15 protein-coding genes are annotated in these 15,719 nt (G+C 64.3%); 4 read left to right on the top strand and 11 right to left on the bottom strand.

Annotated features, from left to right (window positions below):
• Positions 1–70 precede the first annotated feature (70 nt).
• The 10 genes from IVB26_RS04900 to cysG all read right to left on the bottom strand — a co-directional run bounded on the left by IVB26_RS04900 (position 71) and on the right by cysG (position 9,351).
• A complete protein-coding gene (locus IVB26_RS04900) occupies positions 71–574 on the bottom strand; it encodes a CAP domain-containing protein (RefSeq protein WP_247970817.1) in 504 nt (167 codons plus the stop codon).
• Positions 575–775: 201 nt separating this feature from the next.
• Positions 776–1,810, bottom strand: a complete 1,035-nt coding sequence (locus IVB26_RS04895; RefSeq protein ID WP_247970816.1) for a sulfate/molybdate ABC transporter ATP-binding protein — start codon at positions 1,808–1,810, stop codon at positions 776–778.
• Entirely contained in the window at positions 1,800–2,711 is a 912-nt protein-coding gene (gene cysW / locus IVB26_RS04890) for a sulfate ABC transporter permease subunit CysW (RefSeq protein WP_247970815.1), read from the bottom strand. Before cysW ends, IVB26_RS04895 begins: the two co-directional genes overlap by 11 nt.
• A gap of 10 nt (positions 2,712–2,721) precedes the next feature.
• On the bottom strand, positions 2,722–3,507 hold the full coding sequence (gene cysT / locus IVB26_RS04885; protein ID WP_247005272.1) for a sulfate ABC transporter permease subunit CysT: 786 nt from the start codon (positions 3,505–3,507) through the stop codon (positions 2,722–2,724).
• 88 nt (positions 3,508–3,595) lie between these two features.
• On the bottom strand, positions 3,596–4,597 hold the full coding sequence (locus IVB26_RS04880; protein WP_247970814.1) for a sulfate ABC transporter substrate-binding protein: 1,002 nt from the start codon (positions 4,595–4,597) through the stop codon (positions 3,596–3,598).
• Positions 4,598–4,721: 124 nt separating this feature from the next.
• Entirely contained in the window at positions 4,722–5,447 is a 726-nt protein-coding gene (locus IVB26_RS04875) for a phosphoadenylyl-sulfate reductase (protein WP_247970813.1), read from the bottom strand.
• Positions 5,444–5,959 carry a DUF934 domain-containing protein gene (locus tag IVB26_RS04870; RefSeq protein WP_247970812.1) on the bottom strand — a complete coding sequence of 172 codons (516 nt, stop codon included), beginning with the start codon at positions 5,957–5,959 and terminating at the stop codon, positions 5,444–5,446. Before IVB26_RS04870 ends, IVB26_RS04875 begins: the two co-directional genes overlap by 4 nt.
• Positions 5,946–7,601 carry a nitrite/sulfite reductase gene (locus tag IVB26_RS04865; RefSeq protein ID WP_246930741.1) on the bottom strand — a complete coding sequence of 552 codons (1,656 nt, stop codon included), beginning with the start codon at positions 7,599–7,601 and terminating at the stop codon, positions 5,946–5,948. Before IVB26_RS04865 ends, IVB26_RS04870 begins: the two co-directional genes overlap by 14 nt.
• An 11-nt stretch (positions 7,602–7,612) precedes the next feature.
• Positions 7,613–7,930, bottom strand: a complete 318-nt coding sequence (locus IVB26_RS04860) for a DUF2849 domain-containing protein (RefSeq protein WP_135166566.1) — start codon at positions 7,928–7,930, stop codon at positions 7,613–7,615.
• Positions 7,927–9,351, bottom strand: a complete 1,425-nt coding sequence (gene cysG, locus IVB26_RS04855) for a siroheme synthase CysG (protein WP_247970811.1) — start codon at positions 9,349–9,351, stop codon at positions 7,927–7,929. The genes IVB26_RS04860 and cysG overlap by 4 nt, the downstream gene beginning before the upstream one ends.
• A gap of 244 nt (positions 9,352–9,595) precedes the next feature.
• On the opposite strand from cysG, the gene cysD reads away from it, so the two are divergent.
• The 4 genes from cysD to IVB26_RS04835 all read left to right on the top strand — a co-directional run bounded on the left by cysD (position 9,596) and on the right by IVB26_RS04835 (position 15,233).
• Positions 9,596–10,390, top strand: a complete 795-nt coding sequence (cysD, locus tag IVB26_RS04850; protein WP_247561775.1) for a sulfate adenylyltransferase subunit CysD — start codon at positions 9,596–9,598, stop codon at positions 10,388–10,390.
• Between the two features lie 19 nt (positions 10,391–10,409).
• Positions 10,410–12,326, top strand: a complete 1,917-nt coding sequence (gene cysC / locus IVB26_RS04845) for an adenylyl-sulfate kinase (protein WP_247970810.1) — start codon at positions 10,410–10,412, stop codon at positions 12,324–12,326.
• A gap of 410 nt (positions 12,327–12,736) precedes the next feature.
• Positions 12,737–14,902: a malate synthase G gene (locus IVB26_RS04840; RefSeq protein WP_247970809.1), complete on the top strand. Its 2,166-nt coding sequence runs from the start codon at positions 12,737–12,739 to the stop codon at positions 14,900–14,902.
• A gap of 130 nt (positions 14,903–15,032) precedes the next feature.
• Positions 15,033–15,233, top strand: coding sequence for a CsbD family protein (locus IVB26_RS04835; protein ID WP_247324094.1), 201 nt, complete (start codon positions 15,033–15,035; stop codon positions 15,231–15,233).
• A gap of 147 nt (positions 15,234–15,380) precedes the next feature.
• Here IVB26_RS04835 and IVB26_RS04830 read toward each other — a convergent pair whose 3' ends face one another.
• Entirely contained in the window at positions 15,381–15,536 is a 156-nt protein-coding gene (locus tag IVB26_RS04830; protein ID WP_008546817.1) for a Thivi_2564 family membrane protein, read from the bottom strand.
• Between the last annotated feature and the right edge of the window lie 183 nt (positions 15,537–15,719).

The raw sequence follows: 15,719 nt of genomic DNA, 5'->3' as shown, positions 1-15,719 counted from the left end.
AATAGCAAATGGCACGCCACCGTGGCGACACTCCGCCGCGGCGTCAATGCATGCTGGGATCAAGTCTGGCTTATCGGGGCTCGGTCGAGGCCAGGATCATGGTCCAGAACACCTTGTATTTGGTGCCGGGAGCATAGCTCGCCGCGATGCCCAGTTTTGTGACACCGCCCTTGAGCATGTTGGCGCGGTGCGGAGGCGAGTCGCGCCAGCCGGAAAATGCTTCCGCCAGCGTATGATAGCCGGCCGAGACGTTCTCGACCGCAACCGTCGCCGGGTAACCGCCCGTGCTGAGCCGCTTGGCCAGCGGCGCACGGACGTCGTGGTCCATCTTGTTGGCCGCCGCCATGGCATTGGACTGGGATTCGGCAAGCCGCATCAGGTCGGGGTCGATGACGACGGTGCCGAGGGCGTTGTTCTGGCGGTATTGCGAGATCATGATCGCGGCCGCCTGCGCATCGAGCTTGGAGCCCGGGACCGCCATATCGGCATACATGGACGGCTGCTGGACTGGTGCCTCGTTGCCGGCACAGCCGGCGAGCAGCAAAGTGATGAGAATTGCGGCCGCAGCGCGCATGGAGGTGCCCCCGAATGAGGGGCCGTTGTTGCATACCAACCGTGGCTGAAAGGTGAATTTTGAAGAAAATCTGACCGGTGTCATTCCGGGGCAGCGCGGAGCGCTGAACTATGATGCGCAAGCGCGCACCTGAGAATCTCGCGCCACGACCTCAAGATTTCGGGTTCGTTGCTTCGCATCGCCCCGGAATGACGGGGATTTCTAACCCGCAAATATCCGGTAGCGGCGCGGTTCGAGCCCGATCGTATCGCCGGCGCGCAGTTCCTTGCCGCGGGGGGCGTCGATCTCGATCGTCTCGCCGCCCGACAACGCGACCTCGGCCCGCTGTACCGGACCGAAATTGCGGACATGCTGCACGGCGCCTTCGAAGGCGCCGCTGCCGGGCGGGCCAACCAACATGTCATGTCGCCGCACGAACAGTTTTGACGCGCCAGGCGCAATCCCGTCCGCCGCAAGCCGGAGCGGCCGGTCGCCGAGCCTGACGACGCCGCCTTCGACCTGAACCGGCAGCTCGATGGATTCGCCGATGAAGCCGTGGACGAAGGCGCTCGCCGGGCTTTCATAAACGTCGTCGGGCGAGCCGATCTGCTCGATCCGGCCCTTGTCCATCACCACGACGCGGTTGGCGACTTCCAGCGCTTCCTCCTGATCGTGCGTGACGAAGATCGAGGTGACGTGGATCTCGTGATGCAGCGAGCGTAGCCACCTTCGCAGCTCTTTCCGCACCTTGGCATCGAGAGCACCGAACGGCTCGTCGAGCAGGAGGATGCGCGGCTCGATCGCCAGCGCGCGGGCGAGCGCGATGCGCTGGCGCTGGCCGCCGGAGAGCTGGCTCGGATAGCGATCGGCGAGCCAGTCGAGCTGGACGAGATCGAGCAACTCTTTCACCCGCGCACGGATCGTGGCCTCGTCCTTCCGTATCGCGCGTGGCTGCACGCGCAGGCCGAAAGCGACGTTCTCGAACACCGTCATATGACGGAACAGCGCGTAGTGCTGGAACACGAAACCGACATGCCGCTCGCGCGCGCCCTGCGCCAGCGCGTCCTCGCCGTTGAAGAAGACCTCGCCAGCATCAGGCCAGTCGAGGCCTGCGATAATCCGCAGCAGCGTGGTCTTACCGGAGCCGGAGGGGCCGAGCAGCGCCAGCAATTCGCCGTCATTGACCTTGAGGTCGACGCCGTCGAGGGCTGAAAAGCCGCCGAACTTCTTGACGAGATTTTTGACTTCAATGGTCACTTGCGTCGTCTCCTTCGTCGAGGTGACGTTCGAGAACAGTCTTGCCGATCAGCGTGATCAAGGCCAGCATCGCCAGCAGCGAGGCAATCGCGAAGGCGGCGACGAACTGGTATTCGTTGTAGAGAATCTCGACCAGCAGCGGCATCGTGTTGGTCTCGCCGCGGATATGGCCGGAGACCACGGAGACTGCGCCGAACTCGCCCATCGCGCGCGCGTTGCAGAGCAGGACGCCGTAAAGCACGCCCCATTTGATGTTGGGCAGCGTGACGCGGAAAAACGTTTGCAGGCCGGACGCGCCGAGCGAGATCGCGGCCTCCTCCTCCTGCGTGCCCTGCTCCTGCATCAGGGGGATCAGCGCGCGCGCCACGAAGGGGAAGGTGACGAAGGTGGTGGCGAGCGCGATGCCGGGCACCGCGAACAGGATCTGGATGTCGTGATCCCTGAGCCAGCCGCCGAAATAGCCCTGCGCGCCAAACAGCAGCACGAAGACGAGGCCCGAGATTACCGGGCTCACCGAGAACGGCAGGTCGATCAGCGTGATCAGGAAGGTTTTGCCCGGGAATTCGAATTTCGCAATCGCCCAGGCCGCGACGAGGCCGAACACGAGGTTGAGGCCGACCGAGATTGCCGCAACCAGCAGCGTCAGCTTGATCGCGGCCAGCGCTTCCGGCTCGGCGAGCGCGGCGAAATAGGCGAGGATCCCCTTCGAGAAGGCCTGCGCGAACACGACCACCAGCGGCAGCACGACGAAGACCGTGAGGAAGATCATCGCCAATGCGATGATGGCGATACGCACCGCGCGCGGCTCGGTGCGGAGGTTGTCCCGTGCCGCGGCCGCATGCGCGCGAGCCCTGGCATCGGGGGCCGAGAGCGAAACGGAGTCTGCGATCTGCATCGTCATGGCCAGCCCCTCAACGCGCCGGTATCCGGCTCTGCGACCAGCGCTGGAGCCGGTTGACGGCGAAGATGATGATGAAGGAGACGACGAGCATGACCACCGCGATGGCGGTGGCATCGGCGTAGCGGAACTCGGAGAGCCGGATCACGATCAACAGCGGAGCGATCTCGGACACGTTGGGCAGATTGCCGGCGATGAAGATCACCGAGCCGTATTCGCCGACCGCGCGCGCGAAGGCGAGCGCGAGCCCGGTGAGCAGCGCCGGTGCGAGCGAGGGCAGAATCACGCGGATGATGGTCTGCCAGCGGCTGGCCCCAAGGCTGCCGGCAGCCTCCTCGATCTCGGGGTCGAGATCCTGCAGCACCGGCTGCACGGTGCGGACCACGAAGGGAATACCGATGAAGATCATGGCGACGAAGATGCCGACCGGCGTGAACGCCACCTTGATGCCGGCCGCGGCAAGCGGCGCCCCCAGCCAGCCCTTCTCGGCGAACAGCGCGGTCAGCGCCACGCCGGCGACCGCCGTCGGCAGCGCGAACGGCACATCGACGATGGCATCGAACAGGCGGCGGCCGGGAAAGCGATACCGCACCAGCGCCCAGACGATGATGCTGCCCATCACGAGATTGACGCAGGCCGCCGCGAACGCGAGGCCGAAGGAGACGCGCAGCGCATTCAGGGTGCGGCGGCTGGTGAGGATATTCCAGAACTGCTCGGGGCTGAGCTCGAGCGATTTCAGGAACAGCCCGGCGAGCGGAATCAGGATAATGATGGACAGCCAGGACAGCGTCAGTCCCATCGTGAGACCGAAGCCCGGCAATGTCCGGCGTCTTGCTGCGAATGCGCTCACCAGGCCCCCTGCTAAAAGCCCTTAAGACAGCGCCAGATCAGTTCTTGTAGATCTGGTCAAAGATACCGCCGTCGGCGAAATGTTCCTTCTGCGCCTTGGTCCAACCACCGAAAACGTCGTCGATCGTAAATAGTTCGACCTTGGCGAAGGCGTTTTCGTTTTTCTTGGCGATCTCGGGATCGCGCGGGCGGTAGAAATTGCGGGCGGCAATTTCCTGCCCCTCCTTGGTGTACCAGTACTGGAGATAGGCATCGGCGGCGTTGCGGGTGCCCTTTTTATCGGCAACCTTGTCGACGATGGTGACCGGCGGCTCGGCGAGGATCGACTGCTGCGGCGCCACGATCTCGAACTTGTTCGCGCCGAACTCCTTCAGCGCCAGGAATGCCTCGTTCTCCCAGGCGAGCAGCACGTCGCCGACGCCACGCTCGACGAAGGTGACGGTCGCGCCGCGCGCGCCGGTATCGAGCACCGGCACCTGCTGATAGAGCTTTCCGATGAACTCCTTGGCCTTGTCGGCCGAGCCGTGCTTTTTCTGCGCAAAACCCCAGGCCGCCAGATAATTCCAGCGCGCCCCGCCCGAAGTCTTCGGGTTCGGCGTGATCACGGCGACGCCCGGCTTGATCAGATCGTCCCAGTCCTTGATGGCCTTGGGATTGCCCTTGCGGACGAGGAAGACGATCGTCGAGGTGTAGGGTGATGAATTCTGCGGCAGCCGCTTCTGCCAATCGGCTGTGGTGAGGCCCTTTGCGGCGATGGCATCGATGTCATAGGCGAGCGCGAGGGTCACCACATCGGCCTGCAAGCCGTCGATCACCGAGCGCGCTTGCGAGCCGCTGCCGCCATGCGACTGCTTGATCTCGACGCTCTTGCCGGTCTCCTTCTGATAGGCATTCGCAAACGCCTTGTTGAATTCGACATAGAGCTCGCGCGTCGGATCGTACGACACGTTCAACAGATTGATATCAGCAGCGAGAGCCGAGCTAGCCAAGAAACCCGTCAAGACGAGGCCTGCAGCGAGCGGAACGATACGGCGCATCATGTCCATCTCCATTCACTTCGCTGACGTCGGTGTCAGCGAAGGCGTGCAGGCATAACTCGGGGCGAAACGCGCTTAAGTCAACGGAACCGGATTTTCTTGTTCGCTTCGTGGCGACGCGACTGTGCTACGAAGTCTTCATCGTGTGGATGCCGCATTCTGTCTTGGCCCGGCCGCGCCAGCGACCGGCGCGTGCGTCCTCGCCCTCGGCCGTTCTGCTGGTGCAAGGCATACACCCAACGGACAGAAAACCGGAGGCGGCCAGTGGATGACGCGGCAATTTGGCGCGGACGAAGATCGCCTCGAGTTCCTCACGCGAGACGTTGGCGAAGGGGTTGAACTTCAGCCGTGCGCCATCGTCTTCGACGACCGGAATGTCGGTCCGCGCATTGCCCTGGAAGCGCTTGCGGCCGTTGATCCAGGCCGCGAACGGCTTCAGCGCACGCGCCAGCGGTTCCACCTTGCGGATGCGGCAGCAGGCGTCGGGATCGGAGAACCAGAGGTCGCGGTCGGGATCTTCGCGCGTCAGCGCTTCCTCTGCGGGCTTGATCGAGCGAACGTCCTTCAGGCCAAGCGTCGCGATCAAGGTGTCGCGATAAGCGAGCGTCTCCTCGAACAGCCAGCCGGTGTCGAGGAAGATCACCGGGATCGCCGGGTCGACGTCCGCCATGACCTTCAGCAGCGTCGCCGATTCCGTGCCGAAGGACGACACCAGCGCAAGCCTTTCACGTCCAACCGCCTTCAGCGCCGCCGCGATGATCTCAGCGGGCGAGGCATCGCGCAGGGCGCGATCGAGCTCGTCCGCCGAAGGCAGCGCAGAGACGGGCGAAATCTGCGGCGCGATCGCGTTCATGTGCCGACACCTTCGGAGTGGCGGAGCTGCATGCGCCGGTGCAAAGCCGTGATACGGCCGTCGCCGGTCGGCTGGTAGAACACCGAATAGCGCTTGGCGGTCTGCATGAAGGCTTCCGCGTCGGCCTGCTTCTTGACCTCGAAGGAATCGAAGCCGGCACGCAGCATGAACACGAACTGGTCGCGCAGGATCTGGCCGGTGGCACGCAATTCGCCGCGGTAATTGTAGCGCTCGCGCAGCAGCCGCGCCTGGCTGTAGGCGCGGCCGTCGCGGAAGGTCGGGAACACCAGCGCGACGACGGCGATCTTGCCGAGATAGGGTACGAGTTCGGCGATATCGCGGCTGTTCGGCCAGATCACGCCGACCTTGCCGGCGCGCTTAAGCAAGCCGTCCGCTTCGCCGAGGAAGCGTTCGGCCGGCACCAGGATGTCGCCGCCCTCGGGCAGCGGCGTGTCGACGGTCAGCTTGACGAAGCTGTCGTCGGCGATCTTTCCGCCGTTAACGAGTGGCATAGACGCGCTCCTTGAAGGGTTCGACGCCGAGACGCTTCACCGTGTCCATGAACAGCTCTTCGGGCCGCTCGCGCAGCGCCAGATAGGCCTCCACGACGTCTTCGATGACATCGGCGACTTCGTCGAATTTGACACCGGGTCCGATCAGGGTGCCCAGCGCGGCGTTCTCGTCGGCACGGCCGCCGATGGTGATCTGATAGACCTCCTCGCCGTTCTTCTCGACGCCGAGAATGCCGATATGGCCGACATGGTGATGGCCGCAGGCATTGATGCAGCCGGAGATGTTGATGTGGAGGCGGCCTATCAGGTTCGCGAGCTCGTGATTGGCGAAGCGCCGCGTCAATTCCTGCGCGATCGGAATCGAGCGCGCATTCGCCAGCGAGCAATAATCGAGCCCGGGGCAGGCGATGATGTCGGTGATCAGATTGACGTTCGGGGTCGCAAGCCCGAGCTTGTCGAGCGCCTTCCACAGCGCCGGCAGGTCGCGCTTGGCGACATGCGGCAGCGCCAGGTTCTGCTCGTGGCCGACGCGGACCTCACCGAAGGAATATTTGTCGGCGAGATCGGCGAGCGCGTCCATCTGCTCGGCGGTTGCGTCGCCCGGAGGCGCACCGATCGGCTTCAACGAGATCGTGACGATGGAGTAGCCCTGCACCTTGTGCGGGGCCACCGAGTTCTTGCGCCACGCTTCGAAGTCGGGATCGGCCGCGGCCTGACGCAGCTCGTCCGGCATGTGCGGCAGCTTCTCGTAAGAAGGATAGGTGAAGCGCGAGCGGATGTCCTCGATCACCTCGTCGTCGATCTGGAGCGAGGAGTTGCGGATGTGCTGCCACTCCTCCTCGACTTCGCGGGAGAACTTCTCGATGCCGAGCTCGTGCACCAGGATCTTGATGCGCGCCTTGTAGATGTTGTCGCGCCGGCCGTACTGATTGTAGACGCGCAGGATCGCCTCGATGTAGCTGAGGATGTCGCGACCGTGCACGAAGTGCTTGATGGTCTTGGCGATGAACGGCGTGCGGCCGAGACCGCCGCCGACCAGCACCTCGAAGCCGGTCTCGCCCTTCTCGTTCTTGATCAGCCTCAAGCCGATGTCGTGGATCTTGATCGCGGCGCGATCATGGTCCGACGCGGTGATCGCGATCTTGAACTTGCGCGGCAGGAACGAGAATTCCGGATGCAGCGTGGTGTGCTGGCGGATCAGCTCCGACCAGATGCGCGGATCCTCGATCTCGCCAGGCGCGACGCCGGCCCACTGGTCCGAGGTGACATTGCGCATGTTGTTGCCGGAAGTCTGCATCGCATGGATGCCGACCTTGGCGAGATCCTCCAGCGCATCCGGCAGCTCGGCGAGCTTGATCCAGTTGAACTGGATGTTCTGCCGCGTGGTGAAGTGGCCGTAGCCGCGATCGTATTTGCGCGCGACATGGGCGAGCGCCCGCAATTGGTTCGTTGCCAGCGTCCCATACGGGATCGCGACGCGGAACATGTAGGCGTGCAGCTGCAGGTAAACGCCGTTCTGCAGGCGCAGGATCTTGAACTCGTCCTCGGTGAGTTCGCCGGAGAGGCGGCGCTTTACCTGGTCGCGGAACTCCGAGACGCGCTCGTTGACGAGCGTGCGGTCGATTTCGTCGTAAGCGTACATAAGAAAGCGCCTTAAGCCTGGGCCGACTGTCCGATGGTCACACCGGTGCGGCGGATCTGTTCGCGCAGATTGCCGGGTTCGATCTTGCCGTCCGCGCCGACCTGCACCGGGGCGATATAGGGTCCGATCGCGCCGACGTCATCGGCGACGGACTCCGCAAGCAACGCCTTGGCCTCGTCGGAGTTGCGCACGATCGCAGCTTCCGACAGGTCCGCAGACCAGCTCTTGGCGGCGGTGCGATACACCACGATGCCGTCCCAGGTCCGGTTGGCGGTCACGATCGAGGGGCCGGCGATCTTGATCTTCTTCTGTTCAAGCGGGGAGGTCATTCGGCTGCATCCAGGAGGTCAGAGATGATTTGCTTTGGAGAGTGGCGGCGAAGCGAGCCGGCATGCCGGACCACGTCGCCGATGATGAGTATGGCGGGACCGCCTTGGGTCCGCCGCACGAGTTCGGGCAGGTCGCGCAGCGTGCCGATCGCGCCTTTCGCGTCGGGACGCGTGACGCGGGCGAACACGCCCACCGGCGTCTCCGGCGAACGGCCGGCGGCAAACAGGCCGGCGCGTATCGCGGGCGCTGCGGTCATGCCCATGTAGACCACAACGGTCATCTTGGTGTCGGCCAATGTCGACCAGTCCACGACTTCCGCATCGCGTGCCTTGTGCGCCGTGAGGAAGGTGATGCGGGTCGCTTCGTGACGATAAGTGAGCGGCACCTCGAAATCGGCCGCGCCGCCGAGGCCTGCGGTGATGCCGGGAATGATCGAATAGGCGACGCCGGCGGCGCGCAAGGCTTCCACCTCTTCGCCGCCACGACCGAACACGAAGGGATCGCCGCCTTTCAGCCGCACCACGCGCTGCCCGGCTTGCGCGGCCTCGATCATGCGCTTGTTGATGGCGTCCTGGCCGATGCCGGGCTTGCCGACGCGGCGGCCGACGGGAACGCGCGTGGTATCGCGGCGGATGCGATCGAGAATTTCGGGGGAGACCAATTCGTCATGGAAGACGATGTCGGCGTCCTGCAATGCGCGCAGCGCCTTGATGGTGAGAAGGTCGGGGTCGCCGGGGCCGGCGCCGACCAGCGCGACCGAGCCTTCCGGCTTGTCTGCGCGCGCGAATTCGGCGGGATCGGCAATCGCCTTAAGCGCCGCATCCGCCTCGGCCTTGCGGCCGGCGAGCACGGCGGCGCCGATCGGGCCGTCGATCACCCGCTCCCAGAACCGGCGGCGCAGCGGAAACTCGGCGATGCGCTCATTGATGGCTTTGCGGCAGCCGCCGATGAATTCGGCGAGCTCGCCGATGCGCGCCGGAAGCAGCGCCTCGATCTTTTCGCGCACGCGTCGCGCCACCACCGGCGAGGTGCCGCCGGTACCGACTGCGACCACGACATCGCCGCGATCGACGATTGCCGGGAAGATGAAGCTGGAATGCTCGAGGTCGTCCATGACGTTGACGGGCAGGCCGAGCGCCTTGGCCCGCGCCGACATCGCAACGCCGACGTCGCCTGCTCCCGCGCAGACGATGGCGATGACACCCGAGAGATCGGTGGTGAGCGGATCGCCGGCCGCGATTTCGATGCGGGCTGCGTCCTCAGAGCTGAGCCCCAGATCCTGATTGCCGCCGATCGCATGCACGCGGATGCGCGCGCCGGCCGCCGCGAGCACGCGCAACTTGGCGCGCAAAAGCTCGCCCGCGCCGATGAGGACCACCGGACCGGCCTTGAGATCGAGAAACACCGGCAAGAACCGCATACGATACTCGCTTCCCCCGATACGGGGTTGACTGGAATTATTTTCTATATATGTGTCGTTTCGAGCGCGCAAAGAGAAAATTTTTTCTTCTACTTCGCGCAGTGACTATAGAATTTTCGCCTCCAAACGCAAAGTGGCAGAGATGCATCTTCTCAAGGACGATTCCGCGCTTGTCGGAGTGAGCAGCCCGGCCCCCCTCAGCCGCGGGGGCTCGCAAGAATTTTCTGCTGATGTTGCGCCCAGCATGGACCATCTCGACCAGCTCGAGGCGCAGAGCATTTACATCTTCCGCGAGGCCTTCGCCCGGCTGAAGAAGATCGCCCTGCTGTGGTCGCTCGGCAAGGATTCCAACGTCATGATCTGGCTGGCGCGGAAGGCCTTCTTCGGCAAGATGCCGTTCCCCGCCCTTCATGTCGACACCGGCAAGAAATTTCCGGAGATGTATCGGTTCCGCGATCATTACGGCAAAGAGTGGGATCTCGATTTGCGCGTCGAGCCCTGCCCGCCGATCGATGCGGTCGATCCGACGCTGCCGCCGGCCGCCCGTTCCGCTGCGCGCAAGACCGAAGGTCTCAAGATGGCGCTCGGCAAATTCGGCTTCGACGGCCTGATCGCCGGCATCCGCCGCGACGAGGAGGCCACCCGCGCCAAGGAGCGCGTGTTCTCGCCGCGAGGCCTCGAAGGCAATTGGGACGTGCGCGACCAGCCGCCGGAGTTCTGGGACCATTTCAACGCCTCGCCGCCGCAAGGCGCGCACCTGCGCATCCATCCCATCCTGCATTGGACCGAGGCCGACATCTGGGCCTACACCAAGCGCGAGAACATCCCGATCATCCCGCTCTATCTGTCGCAAAACGGTAAGCGCTACCGCTCGCTGGGCGATCAGGACATCACCAATCCGGTCGCCTCGACCGCCTCGAGCATCGACGAGATCCTGATCGAGCTCGAACAGACCAAGGTGCCGGAGCGTGCCGGGCGCGCGCTGGACCACGAGACCGAGGACGCCTTCGAGCGCCTTCGCGTCGCCGGCTATCTCTGATCAAGGACGCGAGCGCGTTATGAACATGATCGTCACCCCCGCTTCGCCTGCGACCCCGAACGGCACCACGCGCCCGCAGGTGCGCATCGTCATCGTCGGCCATGTCGACCACGGCAAATCGACGCTGGTCGGCCGCCTGCTGCACGAGACCGGCAGCCTGCCCGACGGCAAGCTGGAAATGCTGAAAGCGGTCAGCGCACGGCGCGGCATGCCGTTCGAATGGTCGTTCCTGCTCGATGCGCTCCAGACCGAGCGCGACCAGGGCATCACCATCGACACCACCCAGATCCGCTTCCGGACCAATTCGCGCGACATCGTGCTGATCGACGCGCCCGGCCACGCCGAATTCCTGCGCAACATGATCACCGGCGCCTCGCAGGCCGACGGCGCGGTGCTGATCATTGACGCGCTGGAGGGCGTGCGCGACCAGACACGGCGGCACGGCTACCTGCTGCATCTGCTCGGCGTGAAGCAGGTCGCTGTTGTCGTCAACAAGATGGACCGCGTCGACTTCTCCGCCGATCGCTTCAAGGAGATCAGCGACGAGATTTCCGCGCATCTCAACGGCCTGGGCGTGAAGCCCACGGCCGTGATCCCAATTTCCGCCCGCGACGGCGACGGCGTCGCCGAGCGTACCGACCGGATCGGCTGGTACAAGGGACCGACGGTGGTCGAGGCGCTGGACCAGCTCGAGCCGGCGCGCCCGCTGGAAGCGCTGGCGCTGCGCCTGCCGGTGCAGGCGATCTACAAGTTCGACGATCGCCGCATCGTGGCGGGCCGCATCGAATCCGGCAGCCTGATTGCCGGCGACGAGATCGTGATCATGCCGGCCGGCAAGATCGCCAAGATCAAGTCGGTCGAGAGCTGGCCGGTGACGCCGGTGGCGGGACGGCAAGGCGCGGGCCGCTCCGTCGGCATCACGCTCGATCGTGAATTGTTCATCGAGCGCGGCGACATCGTCGCGCATGCGGGCAGTGCCCCGCGCGAGACGCGCCGGCTGCGCGCACGCATCTTCTGGCTGCACGACAGGCCGCTCGCCAAGGGCGACCAGCTCCTGGTGCGCTGCGGGCCGAAGGAAAGCCGCGCCACTGTCGTCGCCATCGAGAAGGCGGTCGATCCTGGTGAGCTCTCGAGCAGCGAGAACAAGGCGATCGGCCGCAACCATGTCGGCGAGATCGATATCTCTCTGTCGAATTCGATTGCCACCGATCCCTATACCGAGAACCCGCGCACCGGCCGTCTCGTGATCGAGGTCTCCGGACGCATCGCCGGCGGCGGCCTGGTCCTGTCGGTCGATGCCGGCCAGCGCGCCGTGCCCGTCGACATCGTGCCGGTGGAATCGGCCCTGCGTCCCGACGAACGCTCCGCGCGTTACCGCCACAACGGCGCCGTGGTCTGGCTCACCGGCCTGCCGGCCTCCGGCAAGTCGACGCTGGCAAAAGCGCTGGAACGAAGGCTGTTCACCAATGGCGGCTTGCCGATCCTCCTCGACGGCGACACGCTGCGCGCCGGGCTCAACAGCGATCTCGGTTTCTCCACCGCCGATCGCAGCGAGAACATCCGCCGCCTCGCCGAAGTCGCAACGCATCTCGCCCGTAACGGCCACATCGCCATCGTCGCCGCGGTTTCGCCGGCCCGCCAGGATCGCGCTACCGCGCGCCGCATCGCCGACACCACATTCCGGGAGATCCATGTCGCGACGCCTGCTGAAGTGTGCGAGGAGCGCGACCCCAAGGGCCATTACAAGAAGGCGCGCGCCGGCGCGTTGGCTTCGTTCACCGGCATCGGCAACGACTACGAGGTACCGCAGGCCGCCGAGCTCGTGATCGACACCTCGGCACGGACGGTCACTGAGGCCGCCGACGAGATCGAGCGGATGCTGAAGGCGACCGGCGTGCTGTTCGACGAAGTCGTGGACCTCGCCGCGAATATTTGAGCGGGCGCTGTTCGTTGGTGCACTTACTGCCGCCACATAGGCAGTGCGTTCCCTCCCCCCTTGCGGGGGAGGGTTAGGGAGAGGGGTCCACACGGGGGCTCTCTCCATCAGGAGCATTTCGCTCCATCGAACTCCGACACACCACTTACTGGGCTACCCGCTCTCCCCCCGCCCTCCCCCGCAAGGGGGAGGGAGCGCAGTTGCGCATGTGGCGGAGAGCCGGGCTCAAGCCTGTAAAACCAGCGACCTCCCCGACCTCTTCTTGACATTTTGACAAGCCCCCGGGGGTCTTCTCACCGCCCCTTTTTTGGGGCTAATAGGGCCCCGAAAGCCGCCCTCTATGGGCGCATTTTGCTGCTGGTCGGGTCAAAAGCAGCCAAAAAGAGCCATTTCCAACAAGAAAGACCATCATGAAACGCGTCGACGCCCACGGATTGAAGATCGCTCCTGTCCTGTTCGATTTCATCGCCAAGGAAGCGGCCCCGAAAACGGGGATCGCGCCGGATGCGTTCTGGGCCGGGCTTGCCGCCATCATCAAGGAGCTGGGCCCGAAGAACCGGTCGTTGCTCGCTTTCCGCGACACGCTGCAGGCCAAGGTCGACGACTGGCACCGCGCCAACAAAGGCAAGGCGTTCGACCTCAACGCCTATACCGCTTTCCTGAAGGAGATCGGCTATCTCGTCCCGGAGCCGGCGACGCAGAAGGTCGAGACCGCCAATGTCGACGAGGAGATCGGCAAGATCTGCGGCCCGCAGCTCGTCGTGCCCCTGACCAATGCACGCTACGCATTGAACGCAGCGAATGCGCGCTGGGGCTCGCTCTATGACGCCTTCTACGGCACCGACGCGATCCCGCACGACGCTGCCGAGACCGGCAAGGGCTACAACAAGGCGCGCGGCGACAAGGTGATCGCCAAGGCCAAGGCGTTCCTCGATACCGCCGTGCCGCTCGCGACCGGCAGCCACACCGACGTCACCGCCTACAGCGTTGTCGCGGGCCAGCTCGCGGTGAAGCTGAAGAGCGGCAACGCCACCGCATTGAAGAACGCCACGCAGTTCGCGGGCTTCCAGGGCGATCCGGCTGCGCCGAGCGCGGTGCTGCTCGTCAACAACGGCCTGCATGTCGAGGTCAAGATCGACCGCAGCAGCGCGATCGGCAAGGACGATCCGGCCGGCGTCGCCGACATGATCATGGAATCTGCTGTCTCCACCATCCTCGACATGGAGGACTCGGTCGCCGCGGTCGATGCCGAAGACAAGGTGCTGGTCTATCGCAACACGCTCGGCCTGATGAACGGCACACTGTCGGCTGATTTCGAGAAGGGTGGCAAGACGCTGACGCGCTCGCTCAACGCCGATCGCAGCTACAAGACGCCTGATGGCAAGGGCGAGGTCAAGCTGCACGGTCGCAGCCTGCTGCTGATGCGCAATTGCGGTCACCACATGTTCACCGACGCGGTGCTGGACGAGAAGGGCGAGGAGATTCCGGAAGGCCTGCTGGATGCCGCCATCTCGGGCCTGCTCGCCATTCACGACCTCAAGGGCAATTCGAAGGTCAAGAACAGCCGCACCGGCTCGGCCTATATCGTCAAGCCGAAGATGCACGGCCCGGACGAGGTGTCGCTGACCTGCGAGATCTTCGACCGCGTCGAGAAGATGCTGTCGCTGCCCGAGAACACGCTCAAGGTCGGCATCATGGACGAAGAGCGGCGCACCACCGTCAACCTCAAGGCCTGCATCCAGCGCGCCTCCAAGCGCATCATGTTCATCAACACCGGCTTCCTCGATCGCACCGGCGACGAGATCCACACCTCGATGGAAGCGGGTCCGATGATCCGCAAGAATGAGATGAAGGCGCAGGCCTGGATCAAGTCCTATGAGGACTGGAACGTCGACATGGGCCTGACCTGTGGCCTGCCCGGCCATGCCCAGATCGGCAAGGGTATGTGGGCCGCGCCCGACAAGATGGCGGACATGCTTCAGCAGAAGCTTGGTCATCCGCAGGCCGGAGCGACCACCGCCTGGGTGCCCTCCCCGACCGCTGCGACGCTGCACGCGCTGCACTACCACCAGATCAACGTCATCGCGCGCCAAGAGGAGCTGACCAGGGGCGGACCGCGCGCAAAGCTCTCGGACATCCTCACCATTCCGGTGTCAAAGTCGAACTGGGCGCCCGATGACGTCAAGCAGGAGGTCGACAACAACTGCCAGGGCATTTTGGGCTACGTCGTGCGCTGGATCGACCAGGGCGTCGGCTGCTCCAAGGTGCCCGACATTCACGATGTCGGCCTGATGGAAGACCGCGCGACCTTGCGCATCTCCAGCCAGCATCTCGCCAACTGGCTGCACCAGGGCGTGATCACCGAGGCTCAGGTGATGGAATCGCTCAAGCGCATGGCGGTCGTGGTCGACAAGCAGAACGCCGGCGATGCCAGCTACAAGCCGATGGCCCCCGCCTTCGACGGCGTCGCCTTCAAGGCCGCTTGCGATCTCATCTTCAAGGGCCGCGCGCAGCCGAACGGCTACACCGAATACATCCTCACCGCGCGCCGCCGCGAGGCCAAGGCGGCGGGCTGAGCGAAGTCACGAAACGTCAAAGGCCCCGGCTCAAGCCGGGGCTTTTTTCGTTGGGCGAAACGTCGCGGCGCACATCGGAACGGCTGCGCGCGCCTCGCGTTGTCCGGCCATCAACCAACGGGAGATGGTCATGGACTGGAATCGGATCGAAGGAAACTGGAAGCAGTTCAAGGGATCGGCCAAGGAGAAATGGGGCAAGCTCACTGACGATGACCTCAGCTTGATCGAGGGTCGGCGCGAGCAGCTCGAGGGCCGGCTCCAGGAACGCTACGGCAAGGCCAAGGACCAGGTTCGCCAGGACGTCGACGACTGGCTCAAGACGCTGCACTGAAGCAGGCGTAAACGAAGCCCCCGGCTCACGCCGGGGCTTTTTGTTACACCAGTAGCCCGGATAGAGCGATGCAATCCGGGAGCAGGAGCGCTTGGAGCAAGTCCCCGGGTTTCGCTGCGCCCGTCCGGGCTACGAACTACGTCCCCGCTAAAATACCGCGAGATATTTCAGCAGCGAGACGATGCCGATGATGATGACGATCACCCGTGCGATCTGTTTGGCACGGCCGTCCATCGGCAGCATGTTGATGAGATAAAGTACGAGAATAACGACGAGAAAAGTGACGAGTACACCCACCAGCATCGCGAGACCCCCTTCTGGCAAATTGCGACCGTTGCTCTAACGCCTGTCTCCCGCACCGGTTCCATCGCAGCAACCCATTGCAACTTCTAGTAAATACGTACTTCTACGATCAGCCGATCTGCCTAAAATTTTACCCTTTTCCCTTCAGATGCGGAAACCGTTTGGGCTCTGGGCCGCAAACGC

It is taken from the genome of Bradyrhizobium sp. 195, assembly GCF_023101665.1.
In the GTDB taxonomy this organism is placed as follows: domain Bacteria; phylum Pseudomonadota; class Alphaproteobacteria; order Rhizobiales; family Xanthobacteraceae; genus Bradyrhizobium.
Note: the sequence above shows the minus strand (reverse complement) of the source record. Positions and strands in the feature narration are given on the sequence as shown.